We start from the raw sequence: 24,632 nt of genomic DNA on the forward strand, positions 1-24,632 counted from the left end.
CGCGAATGCCCAACGGAAAACCCAACATCCTCGTCATCTGGGGTGACGACATCGGGATCTGGAATCTGAGTTGCTATAGCCGGGGAATGATGGGCTACCAGACCCCCAACATCGACCGGATCGCCAATGAGGGAATGCTTTTCACCGACTCGTACGGTGAACAGAGCTGCACCGCGGGCCGGGCTTCGTTCATCACCGGTCAGAGTGTCTACCGGACCGGGATGAGCAAGGTGGGCATGCCCGGCGTGGACGTGGGTCTGCAGAAGGAAGACCCGACCATCGCCGAGCTGCTGAAGCCATTGGGTTATGCCACAGGGCAATTCGGCAAGAATCACCTGGGCGATCTGAACAAGTACCTACCAACGGCGCACGGATTCGATGAGTTCTTCGGCAACCTGTACCACCTCAACGCCGAAGAGGAGCCCGAGCACGAGGACTACCCGACCGAGCAAGAAGCACCCCTGCTCCGCAAGGCGCTACTGCCCCGCGGCGTCATCCACTCATGGGCCACCGACGAGGACGCTGGCGACGTTGATCCACGATACGGACCCGTCGGCAAGCAGCGGATCGAGGACACCGGCCCGCTGACGAAGAAGCGCATGGAGACCATCGACGATGAAACCACCGCGGCCTGTGTGGATTTCATCAAACGTCAACATGATTCCGACACCCCGTTCTTTGTGTGGATGAACGCGACCCACATGCATTTCCGGACACACACGAAGCCGGAGAGCAGAGGCCAGGCCGGACGCTGGCAGTCCCCCTACCACGACACGATGATCGACCACGACGGTCACGTCGGGACGCTGTTGGACCTGGTCGACGAACTCGGCATCGCCGAAGACACCATCGTCATCTACTCCACCGACAACGGACCGCATGCCAACAGCTGGCCCGATGGTGCCACCACCCCGTTCCGCAGCGAGAAGAACACCAACTGGGAAGGCGCCTTCCGCATTCCCGAAATGATCCGCTGGCCCGGAAAGATCAAGGCCGGTTCGGTCTCGAACGAGATTGTGCAACACCATGACTGGCTGCCGACCTTCGTCGCGGCAGCAGGCGACCCCGACATCGTGGAGAAGCTCAAGAAGGGCTACAAGGCCGGGGCCGACGGGCAGACCGAATACAAGGTGCACGTCGACGGGTACAACTTGCTGCCCTATCTCACCGGTGAGGTCGACAGATCCCCACGCCGCGGAATGATCTACTTCTCCGACGACGGCGATGTGCTGGGTGTCCGTGCCGACAACTGGAAAGTCGTCTTCATGGAGCAACGCTGCCAGGGCACCCTGGAAGTGTGGTTCGAACCGTTCACCAAGCTGCGGGCCCCCAAGCTGTTCAACCTGCGCACCGATCCTTTCGAACACGCCGACGTCACGTCGAACACCTACTGGGACTGGGTGATCGATCGCCTGTACCTCATGTTCTACGCCGGAGCGATCGTCAACCAGTTCCTGGAAACCTTCAAAGAGTTCCCGCCCCGTCAGGAGCCGGCCTCGTTCACCATCAACCACGCCGTGGAGGAGCTCGAGAAGTTCCTGGCCACGCGGGGCGGCTGAGCGTGGAAGAACTGCACTCCTGGAACGACGGGCCCACGAAGTCGGCGATCGTCGACTTCGTGGGCCGCGCCACCGAGCAGGTGCCGCCCGAAGAGCGCGTCGCGGTCTTCGACAACGACGGCACCCTTTGGTGCGAGAAGCCGGCCTACATCCAATTGGACTTCTTGGTACGCCGGCTGGCCGAACAGGCAGCCGCCGACCCCGCTCTGGCCGCCGAGCAGCCGTATCAGGCTGCCGCGGCCGGTGATCTGGCCTGGTTCGGAGATGCTGTCACCAAGCACTACAACGGTGACGATTCGGCACTCAAAGTTCTTGCCGGAGGAATCCTTTCGGCCTATGCCGGGATGTCCGTCGAAGACCACGCCGACCGGATCAAGGATTTCTTCGCCGAGGCGCGACACCCGTCGTTGGGACGTCCGTACACCGCGTGCGGGTATCTGCCGATGATCGAACTGCTGCGGTATCTGGAGACCAACGGCTTCACGAACTACATCGTCTCCGGCGGCGGCCGCGATTTCATGCGCCCGGTGACCCCGTCGATGTACGGCGTTCCGCCGGAGCGGGTGATCGGCAGCTCGGTGGGCCTGGATTTCGTCGACGGCGAACTCAGGACAACAGCCACACCGGAATTCCTGAACGACGGCCCGGTCAAGGCAGTGCGTATCTGGGGACGCGTCGGGCGTCGGCCGATCTTCGCGGCGGGCAACTCCAACGGCGACATCCAGATGCTGCAGTACACCGCCGGCGGGCCAGGCCCGTCGTTGGGTCTGCTGGTCCGTCACGACGATGCCGCCCGCGAATTCTCCTACACCGCAGGCGCCGAGAAGGCGCTGGACTTGGCGGAGTCCAGCGGCTGGGCGGTCGCAAGCATGCGTGACGATTGGACGTCGGTCTTTGACTGAGTTCGCACTGAGGTCATCGACTCTGCGTCCAAGGCGCAAAAGTGCGAGTAAACCTCGCCCTCACCGCAGAGTCGATGCATGACGGCAACAGCTCTGGTCTGGATTCCCGAGCAGACGACAATCCTCGGCTCTGACGAGCACTACCCCGAGGAAGCGCCGGCCCGCGAGGTCACCACCGCGGGGTTCTGGATTCAGCGCCATCAGGTGACCAATGCCGACTACGCCGAATTCGTCGAGGCCACCGGGTATGTCACCGTCGCCGAGCGTCCGGTGAACCCGGAGGACTTCCCCGGCGCCCCACCGGAAAACCTGGTGCCCGGCTCGATGGTGTTCCAGCGCACGGCGGGCCCGGTGGACCTGCGGCACATCAGCCAATGGTGGGCGTGGACGCCGGGCGCGTGCTGGAATCACCCCAGGGGGCCACGCTCCTCGTTGAAGGGGCGTGAGCAACATCCCGTGGTGCACATCGCCTTTGACGACGCCGCGGCGTATGCGGACTGGGCGGGCCTGGAGCTGCCGACCGAAGCGGAGTGGGAGATCGCGGCCCGCGGCGGCCTGTCCGCGGCGGCCTACACCTGGGGCGACGAACCCGAGCCGCCCGGACAGCGGCTGGCGAACTACTGGCACGGCGAGTTTCCGTACCTCCCCGACACCGGATACGGGACAACCAAACCGGTCGGCAGCTTCGAACCCAACGGCTACGGCCTGTTCGACATGGCGGGCAATGCCTGGGAGTGGACCACCGACTGGTACGGCGAGGACCGGGCCACCACGCCGTGCTGTGCCGCCGAGACCTACGACCCGAACCAGCCGCAGTTCCAGATCGGGCGTAAGGTGATCAAGGGCGGCTCGTTCCTGTGCGCCGACAGCTACTGCATGCGGTACCGCCCCGCTGCGCGGCGGCCTCAGATGGTGGATACCGGCATGAGCCACATCAGTTTTCGATGTATCAAACGGCCCTAACCGAAGGCTGGTGCCACGAAGCGCCTCAGGATCTCCTGCTCGGCAGCCTCGTCTGACCCCGGCCAGACCAGCAGCGACAGGACCAGACGCACAATCCATGCCGCGGCCGCCGGGTCGTCCTCGTCCAGCCCGGTGAGTTCGGTGGCGAACGCGGCCGGCACCGGCGATCGCGCCAGATCCGCCATCCCACCTTCGCCGCGCAGCGAGCCGAGCAGCAGATTGAACATCGGATCGGCTCGAATACGTTGCAGTGCAACGGTAATGGCGGTGAGGACGCGTTGCGCTCCGGTCAGGCCGTCGACCGCTCGACGCACCTCCCCCACGATCGAGGCGGCCAACCGGGCGAGCACCGCGTCGCGGATCTGCGCCTTGCCGCCCGCGTGCCGGTAGATCGTCGCGCGCGAGCAGTGCACCCTAGCGGCCAGCGAATCGATGTCCAGTGCGTCGAGCCCGTCGCGGGCTGCCATCTCGGCGGCCGCGGCATAGATACGCTCGGCCGCCGCGGCACGTCGGTCGCCACCGACCAACCAATCCGCACCCTTGGGAGACATGACATCCAATTTATCGCGCGATGAGACAGAACTCCGAATAATTCTCACCGGATACGCAGGTCACCGCCCTGCGCTGAGACGCCCTCGCCGCGGCCCGCCGACCTGGAGATATCAACCTGCCCGGGCGTCGTTGACTCCTCCGGAAATGCCAGCCAACCTGGGCAAATGCTTCAGGCACACGAACTTTTCGAACCGACTTGCCTACAGGATCCGTATCCGCTCTACGACCGGTTGCGCACCGAGGCACCGGTGGCGCAGGTCGGCGACTCACCGTTCTTCGTGGTGACGTCATTCGACGCGGTCGTCGAGGCCACCGCACGCTCGCAGGACTTCTCCTCGAATCTCACCGCGACCATGTGGTCGCAGCCCGACGGCACCGTCTCCGCATTCGGCATGGGCGAGCCGGGCAACCCCATCCACGTGTTGGCCACCGCAGACGATCCCGCTCATGCCGTCCATCGCAAGATGGTGCTGCCCCGAATGGCGGCCAAGCGGATCGCCGAGCTCGAACCGTTCATCGCTGACCTCACCGCTGAGCTGCTGACCGACGCGAGCGGCGAGTTCGAGTGGATGTCCACACTGGCCGACCGGCTGCCCATGCTGGTGGTGGCACAACTGCTGGGACTGCCGGCCGCGGACGTGGATCTGCTGGTGGCGTGGGCCTACGCCAGCACCCAACTGCTCGACGGGCTGGTCGACTCCGAACAACTGACCGCGTCGGGGATCGCGGCCGTCGAGCTCGGTGGGTACCTGACCGAACAGTTCGGTGCGGCTTCGGCAAACCCGCGAGAAAACCTGCTGGGAGACCTGGCCGCGTACTGCGCGGCCGAGCGGGTGTCCCCGGAGGTGGCGGTATTCATGCTGATCCAGCTGGTCGGCGCGGGGGCGGAATCCACGGCGTCGTTGATCGGCAGCGCGGTGTGGATTCTGAGTCGCCGGCCCCAGCTCGCCGAGCGGCTGCGGCACGAGCCCGCGATGATCGCGCCGTTCCTCGAAGAGGTGCTCCGGTTCGAGTCCCCGTTCCGGGGGCACTACCGGCACGTGTTGACCGACGCCGAGCTCGCCGGCGTGGCGGTCCCGGCGGACAGCCACCTACTGCTTCTGTGGGGCGCGGCCAACCGCGACGGCGCGGTATTCGAGGATCCGAACGAATTCCGGCCGAATCGGCCGAACATCAAGAACCACCTGGCATTTGGCAAGGGCGGGCACTTCTGCCTCGGCGCCGCCCTGGCCCGCCTCGAGGCACGGATCGTGATCTCGTCACTCTTGACGGCCGGCGGCACCATCTGCCCGGCAGGCGATGCCGAATGGCAGCCCAGCCTGCTGGTGCGCCGGTTACGCCGGCTTCCGCTGAGCGTGCGGTGAACTACGCGGAACTCAGGCGGCTTGCGCCGCGAGCGCGATGCTGTCGTCGTCGACGAACACCAGGCCACCGTCGTCGAGGTTGACGGCCCACCGTCGCGCCGGTTCGACGATGCGCTCCCCAGCGACCTCGACCGCGGTCCCGGCCAAGTCGGCGAAATCTTCGACGACAGTGCCGTGCAGTTCTTCGTCAGTTCCCGGATACACGATCACCGAGGACCCAACAGCAACCTCTTCGGCAATTTCGCCGGAGTCGCTGTCGTTAACCCCCGTCACGACATCTTCGGACATCCCACACCTCCCCAATTGCTGACGCGTGCAACCGAGTACATCACAAACGCCTGCGATTGGCTCACTTTCGTTCGATACCTACAGCCACACCTTGCATAGGTCCTGGGCAAATTTCCAAATCCGGCAACGACGACCGTTCCGGCAAACACGTCACATCGAGGCGGGCAGCGTGTCCCCGGTCACACTTACCCGACGATCGCGCCATCGGCCGATGCTTTTGAGGCAACGGCAGCAACATTCGCCTACCCAGGCGCACCCCCAGTACGACGGGTGCTCACCGGTTGCTGAGCACTCCAGGGCGAACAGTCAGCCGAGAACCCGGCGATCCAGACGGGATCGCGGTGACACACACCACACTGACGTTCGCTAGTGTTGCAACACGTTCTAGCGAGGAGGCCTATGTCCGACGCTGTTTTGGTTACCGGCGCGTTCGGTTTGGTGGGCTCGGCCGTCGTGAAAACGCTGGCCGCCGCCGGGCGCAACGTGATCGCGACCGATCTCGACGTACCCAACAACCGCAAGGCTGCCGCCACACTCCCGGCATCGGTCGAGGTGCGCTGGGCCGATCTGACCGATTCCGCCGCCGTCGACGCACTGGTGGCGGCGGTCGCACCGGCCGCGATCATCCACCTCGCCGCGATCATCCCGCCGTTCTGCTACATGCGCCGTGGGCTGGCTCGCAAGGTGAACGTCGAGGCCACCGCGTCGCTGCTGCGTGCGGCCGAGGCCCAGCCCGCGCCGCCGCGGTTCGTGCAGGCCTCCAGCATCGCCGTCTACGGCGCGCGCAATCCGCACCACATCGACGATGTGCTGACGCCCGACACCCCGGTCAACCCGTCCGACATCTACGGCGCGCACAAGGTCGAGGCCGAGGCGCTGGTCCGGGCCTCGAAGCTGGACTGGCTGATCCTGCGTCTCGGCGGGGTGATGAGCTCCGAGTTCAGCCTCGGCATCGATGTCGACCTCATCTCGTTCGAGAGCGTGCTGCCCGCCGACGGGCGCCTGCAGACCGTCGACGTGCGCGACGTGGCGGCAGCGTTCGTCGCGGCCACCACGGTGCCGACCGAAACCGTCAACCACGAGGTGCTGCTGATCGGCGGCGACGCCGCAACCCACCGGCACATCCAGTCCGCGGTCGGCTCGGAAGCGGCGGCCGCGATGGGAATCAAGGGCGGCCTGCCCATCGGCCGGCCCGGCAACCCCGACGATGACGCCGCCTGGTTCGCCACGGACTGGATGGACACCGGCCGCTCGCAGCAAGTGCTCGGATTCCAGCACCACTCATGGCCTCAGCTCCTGGCCGACACCAGGGCGAACGCCGGATTGAAGCGGTTCCCGATCGGCCTGGCCGCACCCCTGATTCGCGCGTTCCTGCGGTCGAAGTCCGCCTACAAGGACTATCCCGGGCAGCTGGCCGACCCGTGGAACGCCATCGACAAGAAGTGGGGCGACCACCGACCGGATCAGGCGCCCGACGAGCGCTCGCGCGAGGAGACGACATGAGCAGCGTGACCACACAACGCGTCGCGATCGTCATCGGCGGGGCCTCGGGAATCGGCTGGGCCAGCGCCCAGGCCCTGGCCGCCGAAGGCTGCCGCATCGTGGTGGCCGACCGTGACGGCGACGCCGCCGCCGCCCGGGCCGCTCAGCTCGGTGCGCCACACACCAGCTTCTACGTCGACGTCACTGACGAGGACGCGGTGGAGAAGCTGTTCGAGGCCACTGGGCCGGTCGACATCGTCATCAACTGCGCGGGGTTCAGCAACGTCGGGCTGATCACCGACCTGGCGGTCGAGGACTTCCGCTCTGTCGTCGACGTCTGCCTCAACGGCGGGTTCATCGTCGCCAAACACGCCGGCCGCAACCTGCCCGAAGGCGGTGTGCTGTTATCGATTTCATCGCTGAACGGGCGTCAGCCCGCTGCCGGCATGAGCGCCTACTGCGCGGCCAAGGCCGGCCTGTCGATGCTGACGCAGGTGGCCGCGCTGGAGATGGGACCGCGCGGCATCCGGGTCAACGCGATCGCGCCGGGATTCGTCAAGACCCCACTGACCGATCCCGCCGCGATGATCCCCGGCGTGGTCGAGGAATACGTCGAGAACACCGCACTGGGCCGCAGCGGAACGCCCGAGGACATCGCTGCGGCCGTGGTGTTCCTGTGTTCACCGCAGGCCTCGTGGCTGACCGGTGAGGTACTCGACCTCAACGGCGGCGCACACCTCAAGCGCTACCCGGACGTTCTCGGGCATGTCATGAAGCTGGCCCAGGCGTGAGCTCGCTGGCCGGCAAGCAGGCGCTGGTCACCGGCGCCGGCTCCGGTATCGCGCGCTGGCAGCCGCCGGCGCCGAGGTGCTCTGCACCGACATCGACGAGGAGGCGGCGGCCCGCACCGCCGCACCGCTCGGTGCCCGGTCGGCACGTCTGGACGTCACCGATGCGGCCGCCGTGCAGGCCGCGGTCGACGGCGTGGTGGAGCGGGGCGGTCGGCTCGACCTGATGTTCAACAACGCGGGCATCGTCTGGGGCGGGAACACCGAACTGCTCACCCTGGACCAGTGGAACGCCATCATCGACGTCAACGTGCGCGGCGTCGTCCACGGTGTCGCCGCGGCGTATCCGCAGATGATCCGGCAGGGCCACGGCCACATCGTCAACACCGCCTCCATGGCCGGGCTGGCTGCGGCGGGTCAGCTCACCAGCTACGTGATGACCAAGCACGCCGTCGTCGGACTGTCTCTGGCGCTGCGCTCAGAGGCGGCCGCCCACGGCGTGGGCGTACTCGCGGTCTGCCCGGCCGCTGTCGAGACACCGATCCTCGACAAGGGCGCGGTCGGTGGCTTCGTGGGCCGCGACTATTTCCTGCAGGGCCAGGGCGTCAAGACCGCCTACGACCCCGACCGGCTGGCCGCCGACACTCTGCGCGCCATCAGCCGCAACAAGGCCATCCTCGTCAAACCCCGTCGGGCCCACGCCTCCTGGCTGTTCGCCCGGCTCGCGCCCGGCCTGATGCAGCGGCTGTCGACCAAGTTCGTTGCCTCACAACGGGCCGGCCAGGCCGCCCACCACTCAGCACTGGGCACCAACGTCACGCTGGAGTGACGCTCAATGCCGACCGTCACGCCGGCGTGACGATAGGGTCAGCCCAACGGCGGGAAGGGGCCCGATGAAAGACGAGTTCACCCTCACGCAGAAACGGGCGCTGGCGGTCGTCACGGTGCTGGCCCTGTTGCTCGGCGCCTACTTCCTGCGTGGCTTCTTCGTGCTGATCGTGATGGCCGGAGTGGGCGCCTATCTGTTCACCCCGCTCTATCAACGGTTCCAGCGCCGGTTCGGTACGGGCCTGTCCGCCACGCTCACACTGCTGGTCGCCATCCTCATGGTGATCATCCCGGTGGCGCTCGTGGTGTTCATGGCCATCGTCCAAGTGACCCAGCTGGTCAACATGGTCAGCACCTGGATCGCCGACACCGACCTCAGCACACTCGGCGACCGGGCCCTGCAGTTGGTCAACTCCATGCTGGGCCGCGTGCCGTTCCTCGATATCCACCTCACCGCGGATTCGTTGCGCGACACCGTGGTCAAGCTTTCGCAGCATCTTGGCGAGTGGCTGCTGAGCATCCTGCAGGGAGCGGTCGGCGGCATGGTCGGCGCGATCACCGCGTCGATCATCTTCCTGTACGTGTTCATCTCCATGCTGGTCAACAGCGGCGAGATCGCCACCCTGATCCGCCGGCTCAACCCGCTGGGTGAGGAGATCACCGACCTGTACCTGGCCAAGACCGGTGCCATGGTGAAGGGAACGGTCAAGGGCCAGTTCGTGATCGCGTTCTGCCAGGGCGTGGCCGGGGCCATCTCGATCTACATCGCCGGCTTCCACAACGGGTTCTTCGTCTTCGCGATCCTGCTCACCGCACTGTCGGTCATCCCGCTGGGCGGCGGTATCGTGACGATTCCGTTCGGCATCGGAATGATGTTCTTCGGCAACATCATCGGCGGAGTCTTCGTGGTGGTCTTCCACCTGCTGGTGGTGACCAACATCGACAATCTGCTGCGCCCGTGGCTGGTGCCCAAGGCCGCCCGACTCGACCCCGCGCTGATGCTGCTCGCGGTGTTCGCCGGCATCTCGATGTTCGGCTTCTTCGGTCTGGTGATCGGGCCGGTCCTGATGATCATCATCGTCACCACGGTCAGCGTGTACCTCGCCGTCTACAAGGGCGTCGAGCTCGAGATGACCGAACCCGAGGAACCGGGCCAGAGCCCGTGGCGACGGCTGTGGGACTGGATTCAGAAACGGCTCGGGGGCAAGGAATCTGCGTCCCGAGCCGAATCGAAAATCGAAGCCAAGACCAAGGCCGAGTCGGACAGAAGCACCTCCGCCTAATTCGCGCTCAGCCGCTCGGCCAGGAACTCCACCACGCGCTTGCGCGCCTCGTAGGCCGGATGACCGTCGACCTCGCGCACCTGATCGGTGAGCACCGAATGCGCAGACGCCGCCAGGCCGTGCTCGTTGCCCTTCTTCGAGTTGATCTCGATGACCTCGAACGCGTCGCCGAGCCGGGCCTTGAGCGTGGCGAACCGCTCCCCCGGTGCCAACTTGTCCTGACTGAACCGCAGGGCCAGCGCACACAGTCCGTCATTGGCGACGCGCTGTTCGATGATCTTGAGCTCCGCCTCCGACATACCCGGATCGCGTTTCTGCGCCGCGGTCAGGGCGATCGGCACCGATGGCTGACTCAGCACCGGGGCCAGCACGCTGTCGTCCACTGCGGCGGCGAGTGCGAAGCCGCCGGTGAAGCACTGCCCGATCACGCCGACGCCCTTACCGGGTGTGCTGGCGTTGAGGTCGCGGGCCAGCGCGCGCAGGTAATGCGCGACGGGCCGGTCCGCGTTGGTGGCGAATGCTGAAAACTCCCGTGTCACACAAGCCTTCACCATGACTCCGATGGCGCCCGGGCGTACCGCGGCCGCTCCCGGGGTACCGAACAGCGACGGGGCGGCCACGGTGAAACCGTTGTCGACCAGATGGTTGCCCAGCGCGAGAACACCGGGATGCAGTCCGGGAATCTCGGGGATCAGGACCACACCGGGGCCCTCGCCCTTGCGGTACACATCATGGGTCTGGCCGGCGGCGGTGAAAGGGGTGGCGGTCCACCCGGTGAGATCTGCAACTGGCGACGTCAACACGGGCTCCATCCGTTAGTGCGTCACGGCCTCTTTGGTGGCAGCGGCGACTGCTTCTGCGTCGCACTCGCAAGCGTACGGTACTCATCAGTACCACCGGCACCCGTGATCGCCACCTGCGCCGGTCCGCTCAGCCTCGTCGTCCACACCGGTTCCGGGTCGCTGCTCTCGTAGACCACCCAGGTAACCCCGTCGACATCCTGGGTGCCCGACGCATACGAATCCGGTTTGATCGAGGCCACCAGGGCGGCCTCGTCGGCGTTGCTCTGGGTCAAGCTCAGGTACTTGCCGGTGGGCGCCAGATAACCGACGCGGGACGACACCGCCCGGCCGCGCTGACCGTCGGGCAACGTCAGACCACCGTCGATGCCGTGGCGGCTACCGGAGTTGGCCTGCCAGCCCTCAGGCAGCTGGGGCAGCCGAATCGGGATCTTCAGCGCGTCGGCGTCAGCCTGCAGCGCGGCCGGCGCATCGAATTCGGGGGCCGGACCCGCCCCGGGCCCACCCGCCTGAAACGAACACATGCCCAGCATCCCGGCCAGTACGATGCAGGCCAAAACCAGCGGCGCCATCGACCAGAACATGTCCCGGCCGTCCTGCAGCAACCGTGACTTCTCCGGCTTCGGGACCGGGGTTGGCTGGGACGTCGGCTCAGTGGACATGCTCGTCAGTATCCCAGCTCCCAAACGTTGACCACGTTCTGGGACAATCTGGGCCATGAGTCCCACGCGGGGGGAAGCCCCGGATCGCAACCTTGCCCTCGAACTCGTCCGGGTGACCGAGGCCGGCGCCATGGCCGCAGGCCGCTGGGTCGGCCGTGGCGACAAGGAAGGCGGCGACGGGGCCGCTGTCGACGCCATGCGTGAGCTGGTCAACTCGGTGTCGATGCGCGGTGTCGTGGTGATCGGCGAGGGCGAAAAAGACGAAGCACCGATGCTCTTCAACGGTGAAGAGGTCGGCAACGGCGACGGCCCGGAGTGCGACTTCGCGGTCGACCCGGTCGACGGCACCACGCTGATGAGCAAAGGCATGCCCAATGCCATCTCGGTGCTCGCGGTCGCCGAGCGCGGCGCCATGTTCGACCCGTCCGCGGTGTTCTACATGAACAAGATCGCCGTCGGCCCCGAGTGCGCCGACGCCATCGACATCACCGCCCCGATCGGGGAGAACATCCGGCGGGTGGCCAAGGTCCGCGGCGCCTCGGTGAGCGACCTGACCGTGTGCATCCTCGATCGCCCCCGGCACGCCCAGCTGATCCAGGATGCGCGCGCCGCGGGCGCCCGCATCCGGCTCATCACCGACGGCGACGTCGCCGGCGCGATCTCGGCCTGCCGGCCGAACTCCGGCACCGACATCCTCGCCGGCATCGGCGGGACGCCCGAGGGCATCATCGCCGCGGCCGCGATCCGCTGTATGGGCGGCGCGATCCAGGCCCAGCTGGCCCCCACCGACGATGCCGAACGGCAGAAGGCCATCGACGCCGGTTACGACCTGGACCAGGTGCTCTCGACCGACGACCTGGTCTCGGGTGAGAACGTCTTCTTCTGCGCGACCGGCGTCACCGACGGTGACCTGCTCAAGGGCGTGCAGTACTACCCCGGCGGCTGCACCACCCAGTCCATCGTGATGCGGTCCAAGTCCGGCACGGTCCGCATGATCGAGGCCTACCACCGGCTGACCAAGCTCAACGAGTACTCCGCCATCGACTTCACCGGCGACAAGACCGCCGCCTACCCGCTCCCGTAATCCGCTGAGAAAGGCATTCATGAGCACCGACAACGCTGTCGAGACCGAATACCGCATCGAGCACGACACCATGGGCGAGGTCCGGGTGCCGGTCAACGCTCTGTGGCGGGCACAGACCCAGCGCGCCGTGGAGAACTTCCCGATCTCCTTCCGCGGGCTGGAGCGCACCCAGATCCGCGCGCTGGGCCTGCTGAAGGCCGCCTGCGCCCAGGTCAACAAGGACCTGGGCCTGCTGGCGGCCGACAAGGCCGACGCCATCATCGCCGCGGCCGGCGAGATCGCCGACGGCCTGCACGACGACCAGTTCCCGATCGACGTGTTCCAGACCGGCTCGGGCACCAGCTCCAACATGAACGCCAACGAGGTCATCGCCTCGATCGCCGCCCGCAACGGCGTGACCGTTCACCCCAACGACGACGTGAACATGTCGCAGAGCTCCAACGACACGTTCCCCACCGCCACCCACATCGCGGCGACCGAAGCCGCGGTGCGCCACCTGATTCCGGCGCTCGAGGTGCTGCACGAGTCTCTGGCCGCCAAGGCCAAGCAGTGGAAGACCGTGGTGAAGTCCGGCCGCACCCACCTGATGGACGCGGTGCCGGTGACCCTGGGCCAGGAGTTCGGGGGCTACGCCCGTCAGATCGAGGCCGGCATCGAACGCGTCAAGGCCACGCTGCCGCGCCTGGGTGAGCTCGCCATCGGTGGTACCGCCGTGGGCACCGGCCTCAACGCCCCCGACGGCTTCGGCGCCAAGGTGGTCGAGGTGCTGGTCAACCAGACCGGCCTGGCCGAACTGCGCACCGCCGCAGACTCGTTCGAGGCCCAGGCGGCCCGCGACGGGCTCGTCGAGGCATCGGGCGCGCTCAAGACCATCGCCGCCTCGCTGACCAAGATCGCCAACGATGTGCGCTGGATGGGTTCGGGCCCGCTGACCGGCCTGGGCGAGATCCAGCTGCCGGACCTGCAGCCGGGCAGCTCGATCATGCCGGGCAAGGTCAATCCGGTTCTGCCCGAGGCGGTTACCCAGGTGGCCGCACAGGTCATCGGCAATGACGCCGCCGTCACGGTCGGCGGCCTGTCGGGCGCCTTCGAGCTGAACGTGTACATCCCGATGATGGCGCGCAACCTGCTGGAGTCGTTCACCCTGCTGAGCAATGTGTCTCGGTTGTTCGCCGAGAAATGCATCGACGGCCTGGTGGCCAACGAGGAGCACCTGCGCACCCTGGCCGAGTCGTCGCCGTCGATCGTGACGCCGCTGAACTCGGCGATCGGCTACGAGGAAGCCGCCAAGGTGGCCAAGCAGGCCCTCAAGGAGAAGAAGACCATCCGTCAGACCGTCATCGACCGCGGCCTGATCGGCGACAAGCTGAGCGAGGCCGAGCTGGACAAGCGCCTCGACGTGCTGGCCATGGCGAAGGTCATCGATGAGCGCTTGCGCGAAGAGCAATAGGCGAGCCGGCGACCCTTCTGTGCGAGTTCTCTGCGCGAGCAGACGTGAAAGCACCCCAGAATTACGGTTCTGGGGTGCTTTTGCGTCAGCTCGCCAGGTGAACGCTAGTCGGGAAGCGGTGCGGCCCAATGCAACACGGTCCCGCCGCCGGGCCGGTCGGTAATGGTGAACCGGCCACCGGCACTCAGTGCGCGGGCCCGCAGATTCCCCAGCCCGCTCTCGGTGACCTCGGCGGCGATGCCGCAGCCGTTGTCGGACACCTCGATGGACAGATCGTCGGCAACCTCCACGCGAACGCTGAGTTCGGTTGCGCCCGAATGACGTACCGCGTTGCTGATCGCCTCCCGCAACACCGCCTCGGCATGATCGGCCAGCGTCGCATCGACCACTGACAACGGCCCGATGAACCGCGAGCTGGTGTGTATCGGTGCGTCGGCGAACTGGGCGATCACCTCATCGAGCCGCTGCCGCAGCCTCGTCGTCCCGGCCTGCGCACCGTGCAGATCGAAGATCGCCGTCCGGATCTCCTGGATGACCGTCTGCAGGTCATCGACCGTGGCGGTGAGCCGTTGCTGCACCTCCGGTGACTGTGCGCGTGGGATCGTGCCCTGCAGTGAGAGGCCTACGGCGAACAGCCGCTGGATCACGTGATCGTGCAGATCCCGGGCGATGCGGTCACGGTCGGCCAGGATCTCCAGCTCACGCACACTGCGCTGTGAACTGGCCAGCTGCCAGGCCACCGCGGCCTGATCGGCGAATGCCGCAGCCATGTCTAGCTGTTCGGCGGTGAAGGTACGGGCGCTCTCGGCGCGCACGGCCACCAGGACGCCGGCGACGGTGTCGACGGTGCGCAGCGGCAGCACCAGTGCCGGGCCGCCGCAGCCGTCCAACTCGAGGCGGTCCAGCCGGTGCGGCGTGCCCTCGCGGAACGCCGCACCCACCGCGTCCGCCGTCGGGGATCCCAGCGGAATCGAGTCGACCTTGGTCGGACTGCCCGCAGTGGCGGCCACCACGAGCGAGTCGGCCTCACCGGCGGGGACGTCGCTGCCCGGCACGGCCACCACGATGCGGTCGGCACCGGTCAGTTTGAGCGCCTCGTCGGCCACCATCCGGAACACCGTGGCCGGATCGGTACCACCGAGCAGTTCGGTGCCGATGTCGCGGGTCGCCGCGATCCAGGCCTGCCGGTCGCGGGACAGTTGATAGAGCCGGGCGTTCTCCACCGCGACGCCCGCGGCCGCGGCCAGGGCCTCCACGAGCACCTCGTCGTCCTCGCTGAACGGCTGCCCGTTGGTCTTGTCGGTGAGATAGAGGTTGCCGAACACCTCGTCACGAATGCGCACCGGCACACCGAGGAAGGTCCGCATCGGCGGGTGGTTGGACGGGAACCCGACCGACGCGGGATGCTCGCGGATGTCGTCGAGCCGGATCGGTTTCGGGTCGTCGATCAGCACACCGAGCACGCCACGTCCCTCGGGCAGGTGCCCGATCAGTGCCCGGGTTTCGTCGTCGATGCCCTGATAGACGAACTCCGTCAGCTCGTGGTCGTCGCCGCGCACACCCAGCGCGCCGTACCGCGCGTCGACCAGTTCGATCGCGGTCCGCACGATCGTGCTGAGCGTGACCTCCAGATCCAGGCCCGAGGTCACCGCGAGCATGGCCTCGACCAGACCGTCGATGCGGTCGCGGCCGGTGATGATCTCCTCGACCCGGTCCTGGACCTCGGTGAGCAATTCGCGCAGCCGCAGCTGCGAGAGGGTGTCGCGCAACGGCGAGTTACGCGGCTCGTCGTCGGGATGCGCGGCCTGCCCAGTCACGTCTCCCATGCTGGCATCATCGGCCGTGGCGCACCAAGCCAGCCGGATCTTTGCCGGCCGGCTCAGGTCCGAACCGGAACCGCCGGCCGGTGACGCGCACCGGTGACACCCGGACATAGTGCGTCTTCGACGTCGCCGTCCACGGTAATAGCTGCGCTCGTTCGGCTTCGTCCAGTTCGTCGTCCGTGCGCAGGGTGCGTGCGACGCCCCGCACGATCACGCTCCAGCCTTCGGCCGCGGTGTGATCGTCGGCTTCGAACACCACCTGGTTGTTGATCGCCGCACTGATCAGTTTCGTCCCCGCCGCGGTGCGGAACAGGATGGTGCGGTTCTGCACCGCGAAGTTCACCGGGAAGACGTGTGCCTCGTCGTCGACGGCGGTGACGAGGCGGCCGAGAGACACGCTGCCCAACAGCTCCCAGCTGTCCCGCTCCGAGAGGATCGTCACCGGCTCACTGCGCGTTGGCATTTCGGTTCCCATAACCGCGACGGTAGTGCCGCGCTGATCTCGGGGACACGGGCGAAAGCCCTGTCGGTCAGGGACCAAAGACCCTGGCGCCGCTAGTGATCGCGACGATCGAGCGTGGAGGCGAACACGGCGGCCTGTGTGCGGCGTTCCATGCCGAGTTTGGCCAGCAACCGCGACACGTAGTTCTTGACGGTCTTCTCCGCGAGGAACATCCGGGCCGCGATCTGCCGGTTGGTCAGCCCCTCCCCCAGCAGGTCCAGCAGCACCCGCTCCTGCTGTGTCAGCCCGGCCAACGGGTCGGAGCGCTCGGCGTCGCCGCGCAGTTTCGCCATCAGCGCCGTGGCGGCGCGGTTGTCCAGCAGCGATTTCCCGGCCCCGACGTCCTTGATGGCCTGGGCCAGTTCCATGCCTTTGATGTCCTTGACCACATAGCCGCTGGCGCCGGCCAGGATGGCATCCAGCATGGCTTCGTCGGAGGTGAACGAGGTCAGCATCAGGCAGCGCAGATCGGGCATGCGGGACAACAGGTCCCGGCACAGTTCGATGCCGTTGCCGTCGGGCAGCCGCACGTCGAGCACCGCGACGTCGGGCGCCAGGGCAGGCACCCGCGCCAGCGCCTGGGCCACCGAATCGGCCTCACCGATCACGTCCAGCTCCGGGTCGGCGCTGAGCAGGTCGATCAGCCCGCGCCGAACCACCTCATGGTCGTCGACCAGAAAAACGCTGATCATTCCCCGAGTCTCACAACCGATGGCGCCGATCGCAAGTGAGCACCGCGCATCCGGAACGCTCCAGCGCCGTCTGCAGCCCCGGCGAATCCGGGTGATCGGCGTCGAGCACGAGCACCTGAGCCGACTCCGGGTGCTCCGTCAGGTATTCGGCGGCACTGTCGTAGCCGTCGATGCTCAGCACATCGAGCTCCGGGGCGCGTTTGAGCGCACGGGCCAACCGTCGCTCCAGCTGGGCCGCCGACAACCGGTCCCGCTCGGCGACGGCCGTCGCGTCGTACATCTCACGGTGCCGTGCGCCCCAGGTGGTCAGGACCCGCAGCGGTGCACCACGCAACAAGGCCTCCTCGATCGCGGTGTGCAGCGCGTCGTTGCTGGCGGTGCGGCCGTCGGCTTCGACCACGACGGCCGCACCAGCGGTGAGAGCCGAGGCGGCGGCGGGATCGATCAGGGTGTCGGTCATTGTCATCTCCTCGTCAACGGTCAGGATTCGAAGGTCAGGAAGGTCTCGACGGCACGCCGCGGTGTGGGCGGTGGCGCATCGGTGATCGTCGGGGCGATACCGATCCGCACCAGCAGCTGCGGGCAGGCATCACGGCCGATCAGCGTGCCGATGATGTCCCGGCTGGCGTGCAGCTCGGTCACGTGGCTCACTGGGCAGGTGCTCAGGCCCGAGAGCGTGCACTCCAGGAGCACCGCGGAGAGGGCCTCACCGGCGTCGAGGGCATCTGCCCGGCTGTACCCGTCGGTGGACAGCACGACCAGAGTGGCCGAATCATCGCGGACGGTGGGACGCCGATCGCTGTGTGTGGTGACCGGGAAGGTGCGCGCCACCGCGACCCGCTCGCTCTCGGCCGCCGAAACCAGAGAGCTCTGCGGGATACCGTCCTCGGTCGCGAAGGGCGTTGTCCACCAGGCTAGTTCGGCGTGATAGGCCGAATCGTAGAGCCGCAGCGACTCGGTCAGCGCAGCGGCCTCGGCCACCCGCTCACGCATACCCTCGTCCAGCACGTCCAGGTGGACCGGGCCTGCCGACAACCGCGCCCGCAGCAGGGTTTCGAAGGCATCCCAGTCCGCGTATCCGACCATCGGCAGCCGGTCGGTGCGCCGGGCCAGGATCGCATCGGCCCGGCGGCGGTGCGCGTCGGTGACGAAGTCCATCGGCGAGAACTGCAGTGTCGCCAGATGATCGGGGTCATTGGGATTGGGGAAACGGTCGACGGTGGTGGCCCATCCGGCGGCGGCCATGGCGACCCGCAGGTGGTCCAGCAGGACACCGCAACTGATGACCGCTTCACGTGAGGACCGGTCGGTCGCCGTCACCACCCGGGCGGGGTCGAGGTGCAGCTCCAGACAGTCACGTTCGGCCACCAGCCGCCACGGCTGGGTGTTGTGCAGGGAGGGCGCACGTGATGCCAGCTGCACCGCGCGGGTGAGGGTCGCTGTGTCGCACATCGTGTCGGGCATGCTTCAAGCCTCGTCGTGCCCGGGCCCGTCGGTTAGGGTCTTTGGTCCTCAACCCGACGCGATATGCGTCTCATGTCGCCTTCTCACGCCCCGTTGTTGGGACCTCCGGAATTCGCCCCGGGGATGTCGGTGATCGGGAAGTTCGGCATCGGTGCGGGCGACGGGGTCGCGGGCAGCGCCGGGATCTCGGCCGGCGGGATGTCCTTGAGCGCCTCGGCAGGTGGCACCGGGGGCCCGTTCTCCCGGCTGCCGTAGCTGGTGCCGGGCCGGAGTTCGCCGAGCATGTGGCTGACGGTCACCAGGTGGTAGCCGTTGGCCTTGAGCACCGGGATGAACTGGTACACCAGGTCCACGGTCGACGAGTACGTGTCGTGGAACAGCACCACGGAGTTGGGCTTGATCTGGGTCATCAGCATGTAGCGGGTCGCGGCGATGTTGGCGTCGTTGGCCCAGTCGAACGGGATCACGTCCCAGTTGACGTCGGCCAGACCCTGTTTGCCGGCCTCGGCCAGCACCTGGTCGTTGATCAGCCCGCCGGCCGTGCGCACGAGCTTCGGCCGCTGGCCCGTGGCCGCCTCGATGGCGTCACTGGCCTTGCTGAACTGCGCCGGGATCTCCTCGGGCGGAATGGTCGTCATGTTCGGGTGTTCCCAGGTGTGGCTGCCCAGTTCCATCCCGGCCTCGACGACCCGCTTGGCACCCTCGGGGTTGGCGGCCACCTTGTTGCCGATCTGGAAGAACGTCGCCTTGGCGTCGTTGTCCTTGAGGATCTGCAGCAGCCGGTCGGTGTAGGGACCGGGGCCGTCGTCGAAGGTCAGCGCGACGCACCGCTCCTTGGAGCAGTCCACGTCATCGGGGTCGTCCCGGCGGATGTGCCCGGTGAGCGCACCCACCACCAGGACTACGACGGCGGCCGTCACACCGACCACGGTCCACCGCCATGCCTGACTGTTGGGGAGCCTCGCCACCCCGGCAGCCTACCGGCTGGCGATTTGTGCACCTCCCGTAGCGCCTGCCGTCACGGGAGGTGCACAAATCACTCAGGGCAGGGCGCCGGGGCTGATCTCCTCCAGCATTTCGGTGACGAGCGCCGCGATCGGCGAGCGTTCACTGCGCTGCAGCGTGATGTGGGCGAACAGCGGATGTCCCTTGAGCTTCTCGATCACCGCCGCGACGCCGTCGTGGCGGCCCACCCGCAGGTTGTCGCGCTGGGCCACATCGTGGGTCAGCACCACCCGCGAGCCCGCGCCGAGCCGCGACAGCACGGTCAGCAGCACGTTGCGTTCCAGTGACTGCGCTTCGTCGACGATCACGAACGAGTCGTGCAGCGACCGGCCCCGGATGTGGGTCAGCGGAAGCACTTCCAGCATTCCGCGGGACAGCACCTCGTCGAGCACGGCCGGGCTGGCCAGCCCTTCGAGCGTGTCGAAGACGGCCTGGGCCCACGGGCCCATCTTCTCGCTCTCGCTGCCCGGCAGGTAGCCGAGATCCTGTCCGCCGACGGCATACAGCGGACGGAACACCACCACCTTGCGCTGCGTACGGCGTTCCAGCACCGCTTCCAGGCCCGCGCACAGTGCGAGTGCGGATTTGCCGGTGCCGGCCTTGCCGCCGAGTGAGACGATGCCGACGGATTCGTCGAGCAGCAGGTCGAGGGCGACGCGCTGTTCGGCTGACCTTCCCCGGAGGCCGAACACTTCGCGATCACCACGCACCAACTGCACGCGCTTCTCGGCGTTGACCCGCCCGAGCGCCGACGAACTACCACCGAGCAATCGGATTCCCGTGTGGCAGGGAAGATCCCGGGCCTCGGGCAGATCGATCTCACCGTCGGCGAACAGGGTGTCGATATCTTCGGCCGCCACGTCGAATTCGGTCATGCCGGTCCAGCCGGACACCACGACATCCTGCGCGTGGTACTCATCGGCAGCCAGACCCACCGCCCCGGCTTTGACGCGCAGCGGAATGTCCTTGCTCACCAAGGTAACTCGCTTGCCCTCGGCAGCGAGGTTGGCCGCGCAGGCCAGGATCCGCGTGTCGTTGGTCTCGGTGCGGAAGCCGGTGGGCAATACCGACGGGTCGATGTGATTCAACTCGACCTGCAGTGTGCCGCCTTCTGCCCCAACAGGAATCGGCTGATCCAGCCGTCCATGCTCAAGCCGTAGGTCATCGAACATCCGCAACGCCTGCCGGGCGAACCAGCCCAGCTCGTGGTGATGCCGTTTGGCCTCAAGCTCGCTGATCACGACCAGCGGGACCACCACTTCGTGCTCGGCGAACCGGGTGCATGCCCATGGATCGGACAGCAACACGGATGTGTCGAGCACATAGGTACGGACAGGCGAATCAGTCACGTGGCGCTCCTAGAACCCGCGCGGCCCCACACGAGTTGCTCGGTGGACACTGCGGCACCAGGACCGGAGCCGGCCCTTTCGAGATCTAACCGATCGGTACCGTCCGGACAGCAGAGCATGTCGCTAGCCATCGGATTTGACGCTACCCCCGCGGTGGCGGGGTTGCTGGCTGGCGCGCCGCGTGAATGACGCCCGGAGCGTTACGTGTTGATGAACTCCTGGAGCTGGGGTTCGTCGGCCAGACCCCAGGCGGTGATCCGGTCGGAGATGACCTTCGCCAGAGCAGCCTTGTCGAAGATGCCGGCCTCGGCCACCACGGCGACCTTGTCCTGGTAGGCGTCGATGTCGGCGCCGATCACGTCGAGCTCGCGGGCCCGGGCGGCGATGGCCGCCACGGTCTCGTCGCGGTGGGTGCCCAGCAGGTAGGCCACCAGGTTCGCGAAGAACAGCTCATGCCGCTCCTCGTCGAGAACGATGCGGCCCATCATCGACGCCAGCACCGGCTCGGTGATCTGGTCCTTGAGGTTGCGGGTGAAGACCGCGTGCGCACGCTCGAAGAACGCCATGAAAACCAGCGTCTCGATCTGGCTGTAGCTGTCGGCGCGGTAACCCTTCATCACGTGCTCGACGCGGACGTCCTCGTTGGCCGTCGGGTCGATCTCACGGGTGACGACGAGGTAGTTGCGCAGCGCCACGGCGTGCAGGTGCTCCTCGGCGGTCCAGCGGCCCAGAAAGCGGCCCCACTTGTCCTCGAGGATGAAGTGCTCGACGAGCTCGCGGTGGTAACCCGACAGGTTGTCCTTGGTGATCAGCAGGATCTCCAAGGCGTCGGTGATGGTCTTGGGCAGGGTGACCTGTGACGGATCCCAGTCCTGGCCACCGAGGAAGGCGAAGTTCTCGCCCTGGTCGAACGGCACGTAATCGTGCGCGTACCAGAGATCCTCGGTATCCAGGTGTCGACGCAGCTCAGCCTCGACGACGGGCTCGAGCTCCAAGGTCAGCGCATTAGCTACAGGTTTCTGTGCCATGGGGTAACTGTAACCCGGGTTTACATGTTTCTGAAACTCGAGCCACTGTGATGTCGCCCCGGACTCAGAGGGTCAGGCCCGGGTACAGCGGGTTGGCGTTCAGCAGCTCGGCCGAGGCCGCGTGCACGCGCTCGGCGGTGCCCTCGGCGAGCTTGTACTTGGCTTTCGATGTCCCCTCGGGCTGCGTGTTGGACAGCACGTCGACGATCAGCTCGGCCACCCGGTCGAAGTCCTCGGCACCGAATCCGCGGCTGGTCAGTGCCGGGGTGCCCAGCCGGATGCCGCTGGTGTACCAGGCGCCGTTGGGGTCGGCCGGGATCGCGTTGCGGTTGGTGACGACGCCGGCGTCGAGCAGGGCGGACTCGGCCTGGCGGCCGGTCAGCCCGAACGAGCGCACGTCGAGCAGCACGATGTGGTTGTCGGTGCCGCCGGTGACCAGGCCCGCATCACGCTTGACGAAGCCGTCGGCCAGCGCCTGGGCGTTGTCGGCGACCTGTTGGGCGTAGGTCTGGAACGCGGGCTGGCGCGCCTCGGCCAGCGCGACGGCCTTGGCGGCCATCACATGGCTCAGCGGCCCGCCGAGCACCATCGGGCAGCCCTTGTCCACGGCCGGGGCGAATTCCTCGGTGGCCAGCACCATGCCGCCGCGCGGGCCGCGCAGAGACTTGTGCGTGGTCGTGGTGGTGACGTGGGCGTGCGGCACCGGATCCTCGTCGCCGGTGAACACCTTGCCCGCGACCAGGCCCGCGAAGTGGGCCATGTCGACCATGAGCGTGGCGCCCACTTCGTCGGCGATCTCGCGCATCTTGGCGAAGTTCACCCGGCGCGGATAGGCGGAGTATCCGGCGACCAGGATCAGCGGCTTGAACTCGCGGGCAGCCGCGGCGACCGCGTCGTAGTCCAAAAAGCCCGTCTCCGGGTTGGTGCCGTAGCTGCGCTGATGGAACATCTTGCCCGAGATGTTGGGCCGGAAGCCGTGGGTCAGGTGACCGCCGGCATCCAGCGACATGCCGAGCAGGCGCTGGTTGCCCAGCTTGTTGCGCAGGGTCTCCCAGTCCGCCTCGGACAGGTCGTTGACGTGCTTGGCACCCAGGTTGGCCAACTCGGGCGCCTCGACCTTGGTCGCCAGGATCGCCCAGAAGGCAACGAGATTGGCGTCGATGCCGGAGTGCGGCTGGACGTAGGCGTAGGGGGCGCCGAACAGTTCACGGGCGTGCTCGGCGGCCAGCGCCTCGACCGTGTCGACGTTCTGGCAGCCGGCGTAGAAGCGGTGCCCGACGGTGCCCTCGGCGTACTTGTCGGAGAACCAGGTGCCCATGGTCAGCAGCACGGCCGGGGAGGCGTAATTCTCACTGGCGATCAGCTTGAGCGAATCACGTTGATCGGCAAGCTCTTTACGGGTGGCCGCCGCGACCCGGGGCTCGACGGATTCGATGACCCGCAATGCGGCCGCATACGCGGCGCTTGAGGTCTCGGCGTAATCGACGCCGGAAGCCGCGGGCAAGGTGGATGACGAGTCTGCTGCCATGGCTTTTAGCCTAGTCGGGCCACATCTGGAGCCGACGACTGGCACCACGGCAAAACCGGGCGAACCGCTCGGTCTGCCCGGTTTCGTCGGTGGTCAGATCACTCGGCAGTGTGGTTCCAGGCGCCACCGGCTTTGCCGTTGGCATAACCGCCGCCGGGCCATCCCTTGCTCCAGTCGTGCCCGGCCCAGGCACCGCCGGGCCAGCCCTTGCTCCAGTCCCAGCCGGCCCACGCGCCGCCGGGCCACGGGCTCACGAGGCTGGGCGGTTCGATCTCTTCGCCGTTCAAGATGACGACGGGATCGGCATTGGCCACCGCGGCGGATCCGATGAGTCCAGCCATCGAGCCTGCCACCACGGCCACACCGGCCATCAGCTTGACCCGGTTCGATTTCGTGCTCGTTGTAGCCATGTCGACTCCCCTTGCTTCCACCCGGTTGCGTCGCGATGCTCAGCAAATACTCTACGCTTCGGCCGCGAGGCCGATCAAGCAGCCAAGCGGCGCGGATCCATGTTTCGCAGCAATACGCATCAAGGTCAGTAATTGCGCTTTCAACTGCAATTTTGGGGAAGAGGCCGACAATCCTGACAAGCCCTCAGCAGGCACGAGCGATGAATTACCCGGCAGACAGCAAATCTACTCAGCGAAGTGCAAATGGTGACCGACCGGCGCCAACCAAGGCCGGGCGGCCCAATGGGTCCGCCCGCCTCCTCGGATTGTCAGATCAGTCGCTGTGGTTCCACGCGCCGCCGGCCTTGCCATGAATGGCGGCGCCGCCGCCCTTGCCGTTGGCCAGACCGCCGCCGGGGTATCCCTTGCTCCAGTCGTGACCGGCCCACGCACCGCCGGGCCACGGGCTGACAAGGGGCGGGGTCTCGGCGCCACCAGACAGGCTGGGCACGCCGGAGATGCCAGAGATGGCAGAGGTCACCGGATCGCTACCGACCTTGGTGAAGGGGGCTTTGTTGCCGCCGGGCTTGGCCGGCGCGACGGGATCGCTACCGACCTTCGTGACAGGTGCGGCATCGGCCACCGCGACCGAGCCGAGGATCGGAGCGAGTGCCACTGCACCCGCGGCCACGATCACGCCGGCCGTGCGCTTGATCTTGTCCAGTCTCTCCATTGTTGCCGCCATGGTCATGTCCTTTGCCCGACCCGGCGCGATCGCCGGACCACTGGCAACAAGGTTACCGACGGGTAATTAGGTGGTTCAAGCACTTGAGACGCGGTTCATACT

24 protein-coding genes and 1 pseudogene are annotated in these 24,632 nt (G+C 66.9%); 10 read left to right on the forward strand and 15 right to left on the reverse strand.

The features are described from left to right. Positions 1-5: 5 nt before the first annotated feature. The 3 genes from BN2156_RS25930 to BN2156_RS25940 all read left to right on the forward strand — a co-directional run bounded on the left by BN2156_RS25930 (position 6) and on the right by BN2156_RS25940 (position 3,424). Positions 6-1,559 carry an arylsulfatase gene (locus BN2156_RS25930; protein WP_090517857.1) on the forward strand — a complete coding sequence of 518 codons (1,554 nt, stop codon included), beginning with the start codon at positions 6-8 and terminating at the stop codon, positions 1,557-1,559. Next, entirely contained in the window at positions 1,556-2,461 is a 906-nt protein-coding gene (locus BN2156_RS25935; RefSeq protein ID WP_162839260.1) for an HAD family hydrolase, read from the forward strand. Before BN2156_RS25930 ends, BN2156_RS25935 begins: the two co-directional genes overlap by 4 nt. 78 nt (positions 2,462-2,539) lie before the next feature. After that, positions 2,540-3,424: a formylglycine-generating enzyme family protein gene (locus BN2156_RS25940; protein WP_090517859.1), complete on the forward strand. Its 885-nt coding sequence runs from the start codon at positions 2,540-2,542 to the stop codon at positions 3,422-3,424. Here the strand turns inward: BN2156_RS25940 and BN2156_RS25945 are convergent. Next, on the reverse strand, positions 3,421-3,975 hold the full coding sequence (locus BN2156_RS25945) for a TetR/AcrR family transcriptional regulator (RefSeq protein ID WP_090517860.1): 555 nt from the start codon (positions 3,973-3,975) through the stop codon (positions 3,421-3,423). The genes BN2156_RS25940 and BN2156_RS25945 overlap by 4 nt on opposite strands. A gap of 165 nt (positions 3,976-4,140) precedes the next feature. Between BN2156_RS25945 and BN2156_RS25950 the strand changes: the two genes are divergently transcribed. After that, the gene (locus BN2156_RS25950) at positions 4,141-5,340 is read left to right on the forward strand and encodes a cytochrome P450 (RefSeq protein ID WP_090517861.1); all 1,200 of its coding nucleotides are present in this window, start codon (positions 4,141-4,143) and stop codon (positions 5,338-5,340) included. Between the two features lie 12 nt (positions 5,341-5,352). Here BN2156_RS25950 and BN2156_RS25955 read toward each other — a convergent pair whose 3' ends face one another. After that, positions 5,353-5,628 carry a hypothetical protein gene (locus BN2156_RS25955; protein WP_210436718.1) on the reverse strand — a complete coding sequence of 92 codons (276 nt, stop codon included), beginning with the start codon at positions 5,626-5,628 and terminating at the stop codon, positions 5,353-5,355. 399 nt (positions 5,629-6,027) lie between these two features. On the opposite strand from BN2156_RS25955, the gene BN2156_RS25960 reads away from it, so the two are divergent. The 4 genes and pseudogenes from BN2156_RS25960 to BN2156_RS25975 all read left to right on the forward strand — a co-directional run bounded on the left by BN2156_RS25960 (position 6,028) and on the right by BN2156_RS25975 (position 10,009). Further along, a complete protein-coding gene (locus tag BN2156_RS25960; RefSeq protein ID WP_090517862.1) occupies positions 6,028-7,131 on the forward strand; it encodes a cholesterol dehydrogenase/isomerase in 1,104 nt (367 codons plus the stop codon). Then, on the forward strand, positions 7,128-7,901 hold the full coding sequence (locus tag BN2156_RS25965; RefSeq protein ID WP_090517863.1) for an SDR family NAD(P)-dependent oxidoreductase: 774 nt from the start codon (positions 7,128-7,130) through the stop codon (positions 7,899-7,901). The genes BN2156_RS25960 and BN2156_RS25965 overlap by 4 nt, the downstream gene beginning before the upstream one ends. Then, positions 7,898-8,727, forward strand: a pseudogene (locus BN2156_RS25970) (SDR family NAD(P)-dependent oxidoreductase). The gene BN2156_RS25965 and the pseudogene BN2156_RS25970 overlap by 4 nt, the downstream one beginning before the upstream one ends. A gap of 64 nt (positions 8,728-8,791) precedes the next feature. Continuing rightward, positions 8,792-10,009, forward strand: coding sequence for an AI-2E family transporter (locus BN2156_RS25975; RefSeq protein WP_090517864.1), 1,218 nt, complete (start codon positions 8,792-8,794; stop codon positions 10,007-10,009). Here BN2156_RS25975 and BN2156_RS25980 read toward each other — a convergent pair. Together BN2156_RS25980 and BN2156_RS25985 are read right to left on the reverse strand one after the other, a co-directional pair. Then, positions 10,006-10,809, reverse strand: coding sequence for a dienelactone hydrolase family protein (locus BN2156_RS25980; protein ID WP_162490970.1), 804 nt, complete (start codon positions 10,807-10,809; stop codon positions 10,006-10,008). The two genes, BN2156_RS25975 and BN2156_RS25980, sit on opposite strands and share 4 nt — an antisense overlap. 23 nt (positions 10,810-10,832) lie before the next feature. Beyond that, on the reverse strand, positions 10,833-11,471 hold the full coding sequence (locus BN2156_RS25985; protein WP_090517866.1) for a DUF4245 domain-containing protein: 639 nt from the start codon (positions 11,469-11,471) through the stop codon (positions 10,833-10,835). A 55-nt stretch (positions 11,472-11,526) separates the two neighbouring features. Here BN2156_RS25985 and glpX point away from each other — a divergent pair, with 55 nt between their 5' ends. Both glpX and BN2156_RS25995 read left to right on the forward strand, forming a co-directional pair. After that, the gene (glpX, locus tag BN2156_RS25990) at positions 11,527-12,555 is read left to right on the forward strand and encodes a class II fructose-bisphosphatase (protein ID WP_090517867.1); all 1,029 of its coding nucleotides are present in this window, start codon (positions 11,527-11,529) and stop codon (positions 12,553-12,555) included. Between the two features lie 19 nt (positions 12,556-12,574). Beyond that, positions 12,575-14,005: a class II fumarate hydratase gene (locus tag BN2156_RS25995; RefSeq protein ID WP_090517868.1), complete on the forward strand. Its 1,431-nt coding sequence runs from the start codon at positions 12,575-12,577 to the stop codon at positions 14,003-14,005. A 104-nt stretch (positions 14,006-14,109) separates the two neighbouring features. Here BN2156_RS25995 and BN2156_RS26000 read toward each other — a convergent pair whose 3' ends face one another. The 11 genes from BN2156_RS26000 to BN2156_RS26050 form a co-directional block, all read right to left on the reverse strand. Beyond that, positions 14,110-15,831: a sensor histidine kinase gene (locus BN2156_RS26000; protein WP_090517869.1), complete on the reverse strand. Its 1,722-nt coding sequence runs from the start codon at positions 15,829-15,831 to the stop codon at positions 14,110-14,112. Between the two features lie 7 nt (positions 15,832-15,838). After that, positions 15,839-16,291 (reverse strand): pyridoxamine 5'-phosphate oxidase family protein, encoded by a 453-nt coding sequence (locus BN2156_RS26005; RefSeq protein ID WP_090518562.1) that lies wholly within the window; start codon positions 16,289-16,291, stop codon positions 15,839-15,841. Between the two features lie 92 nt (positions 16,292-16,383). Then, positions 16,384-17,022, reverse strand: coding sequence for a hypoxia response regulator transcription factor DosR/DevR (dosR, locus tag BN2156_RS26010; protein ID WP_090517870.1), 639 nt, complete (start codon positions 17,020-17,022; stop codon positions 16,384-16,386). 10 nt (positions 17,023-17,032) lie between these two features. Beyond that, the gene (locus tag BN2156_RS26015) at positions 17,033-17,482 is read right to left on the reverse strand and encodes a universal stress protein (RefSeq protein ID WP_159402868.1); all 450 of its coding nucleotides are present in this window, start codon (positions 17,480-17,482) and stop codon (positions 17,033-17,035) included. Positions 17,483-17,502: 20 nt separating this feature from the next. Next, entirely contained in the window at positions 17,503-18,486 is a 984-nt protein-coding gene (locus BN2156_RS26020; protein WP_090517872.1) for an Acg family FMN-binding oxidoreductase, read from the reverse strand. A gap of 83 nt (positions 18,487-18,569) precedes the next feature. Next, complete coding sequence (locus BN2156_RS26025) at positions 18,570-19,454, reverse strand: polysaccharide deacetylase family protein (RefSeq protein WP_090517873.1); 885 nt, start codon at positions 19,452-19,454, stop codon at positions 18,570-18,572. A 72-nt stretch (positions 19,455-19,526) separates the two neighbouring features. Then, on the reverse strand, positions 19,527-20,840 hold the full coding sequence (locus BN2156_RS26030; protein WP_090517874.1) for an RNA 5'-3' helicase PhoH2: 1,314 nt from the start codon (positions 20,838-20,840) through the stop codon (positions 19,527-19,529). Positions 20,841-21,040: 200 nt separating this feature from the next. After that, on the reverse strand, positions 21,041-21,868 hold the full coding sequence (locus tag BN2156_RS26035) for an acyl-ACP desaturase (protein WP_090517875.1): 828 nt from the start codon (positions 21,866-21,868) through the stop codon (positions 21,041-21,043). 64 nt (positions 21,869-21,932) lie between these two features. Beyond that, entirely contained in the window at positions 21,933-23,396 is a 1,464-nt protein-coding gene (locus BN2156_RS26040) for a glycine hydroxymethyltransferase (RefSeq protein WP_090517876.1), read from the reverse strand. A gap of 98 nt (positions 23,397-23,494) precedes the next feature. After that, positions 23,495-23,806, reverse strand: coding sequence for a hypothetical protein (locus BN2156_RS26045; protein WP_090517877.1), 312 nt, complete (start codon positions 23,804-23,806; stop codon positions 23,495-23,497). Positions 23,807-24,119: 313 nt separating this feature from the next. Beyond that, complete coding sequence (locus tag BN2156_RS26050) at positions 24,120-24,530, reverse strand: hypothetical protein (protein WP_131725206.1); 411 nt, start codon at positions 24,528-24,530, stop codon at positions 24,120-24,122. Positions 24,531-24,632: the final 102 nt, after the last annotated feature.

This window comes from Mycolicibacterium neworleansense (assembly GCF_001245615.1).
Taxonomy (GTDB): domain Bacteria; phylum Actinomycetota; class Actinomycetes; order Mycobacteriales; family Mycobacteriaceae; genus Mycobacterium; species Mycobacterium neworleansense.

Excerpts from the sequence above, each read along its gene's own strand:
- BN2156_RS25995 (WP_090517868.1), top strand. The coding sequence starts at position 12,575 with ATGAGCACCGACAACGCTGTCGAGACCGAATACCGCATCGAGCACGAC.
- BN2156_RS25950 (WP_090517861.1), top strand. The coding sequence starts at position 4,141 with ATGCTTCAGGCACACGAACTTTTCGAACCGACTTGCCTACAGGATCCG.
- BN2156_RS25965 (WP_090517863.1), top strand. The coding sequence starts at position 7,128 with ATGAGCAGCGTGACCACACAACGCGTCGCGATCGTCATCGGCGGGGCC.
- BN2156_RS26040 (WP_090517876.1), bottom strand. The coding sequence starts at position 23,396 with ATGGCAGCAGACTCGTCATCCACCTTGCCCGCGGCTTCCGGCGTCGAT.
- BN2156_RS26015 (WP_159402868.1), bottom strand. The coding sequence starts at position 17,482 with ATGACCGACACCCTGATCGATCCCGCCGCCGCCTCGGCTCTCACCGCT.
- dosR (WP_090517870.1), bottom strand. The coding sequence starts at position 17,022 with ATGATCAGCGTTTTTCTGGTCGACGACCATGAGGTGGTTCGGCGCGGG.
- BN2156_RS26020 (WP_090517872.1), bottom strand. The coding sequence starts at position 18,486 with ATGCCCGACACGATGTGCGACACAGCGACCCTCACCCGCGCGGTGCAG.
- BN2156_RS25930 (WP_090517857.1), top strand. The coding sequence starts at position 6 with ATGCCCAACGGAAAACCCAACATCCTCGTCATCTGGGGTGACGACATC.
- BN2156_RS26005 (WP_090518562.1), bottom strand. The coding sequence starts at position 16,291 with ATGCCAACGCGCAGTGAGCCGGTGACGATCCTCTCGGAGCGGGACAGC.
- BN2156_RS25940 (WP_090517859.1), top strand. The coding sequence starts at position 2,540 with ATGACGGCAACAGCTCTGGTCTGGATTCCCGAGCAGACGACAATCCTC.
- BN2156_RS25960 (WP_090517862.1), top strand. The coding sequence starts at position 6,028 with ATGTCCGACGCTGTTTTGGTTACCGGCGCGTTCGGTTTGGTGGGCTCG.
- BN2156_RS25985 (WP_090517866.1), bottom strand. The coding sequence starts at position 11,471 with ATGTCCACTGAGCCGACGTCCCAGCCAACCCCGGTCCCGAAGCCGGAG.
- glpX (WP_090517867.1), top strand. The coding sequence starts at position 11,527 with ATGAGTCCCACGCGGGGGGAAGCCCCGGATCGCAACCTTGCCCTCGAA.
- BN2156_RS25975 (WP_090517864.1), top strand. The coding sequence starts at position 8,792 with ATGAAAGACGAGTTCACCCTCACGCAGAAACGGGCGCTGGCGGTCGTC.
- BN2156_RS26050 (WP_131725206.1), bottom strand. The coding sequence starts at position 24,530 with ATGGCGGCAACAATGGAGAGACTGGACAAGATCAAGCGCACGGCCGGC.
- BN2156_RS25945 (WP_090517860.1), bottom strand. The coding sequence starts at position 3,975 with ATGTCTCCCAAGGGTGCGGATTGGTTGGTCGGTGGCGACCGACGTGCC.
- BN2156_RS26045 (WP_090517877.1), bottom strand. The coding sequence starts at position 23,806 with ATGGCTACAACGAGCACGAAATCGAACCGGGTCAAGCTGATGGCCGGT.
- BN2156_RS25955 (WP_210436718.1), bottom strand. The coding sequence starts at position 5,628 with ATGTCCGAAGATGTCGTGACGGGGGTTAACGACAGCGACTCCGGCGAA.
- BN2156_RS26000 (WP_090517869.1), bottom strand. The coding sequence starts at position 15,831 with ATGGGAGACGTGACTGGGCAGGCCGCGCATCCCGACGACGAGCCGCGT.
- BN2156_RS26035 (WP_090517875.1), bottom strand. The coding sequence starts at position 21,868 with ATGGCACAGAAACCTGTAGCTAATGCGCTGACCTTGGAGCTCGAGCCC.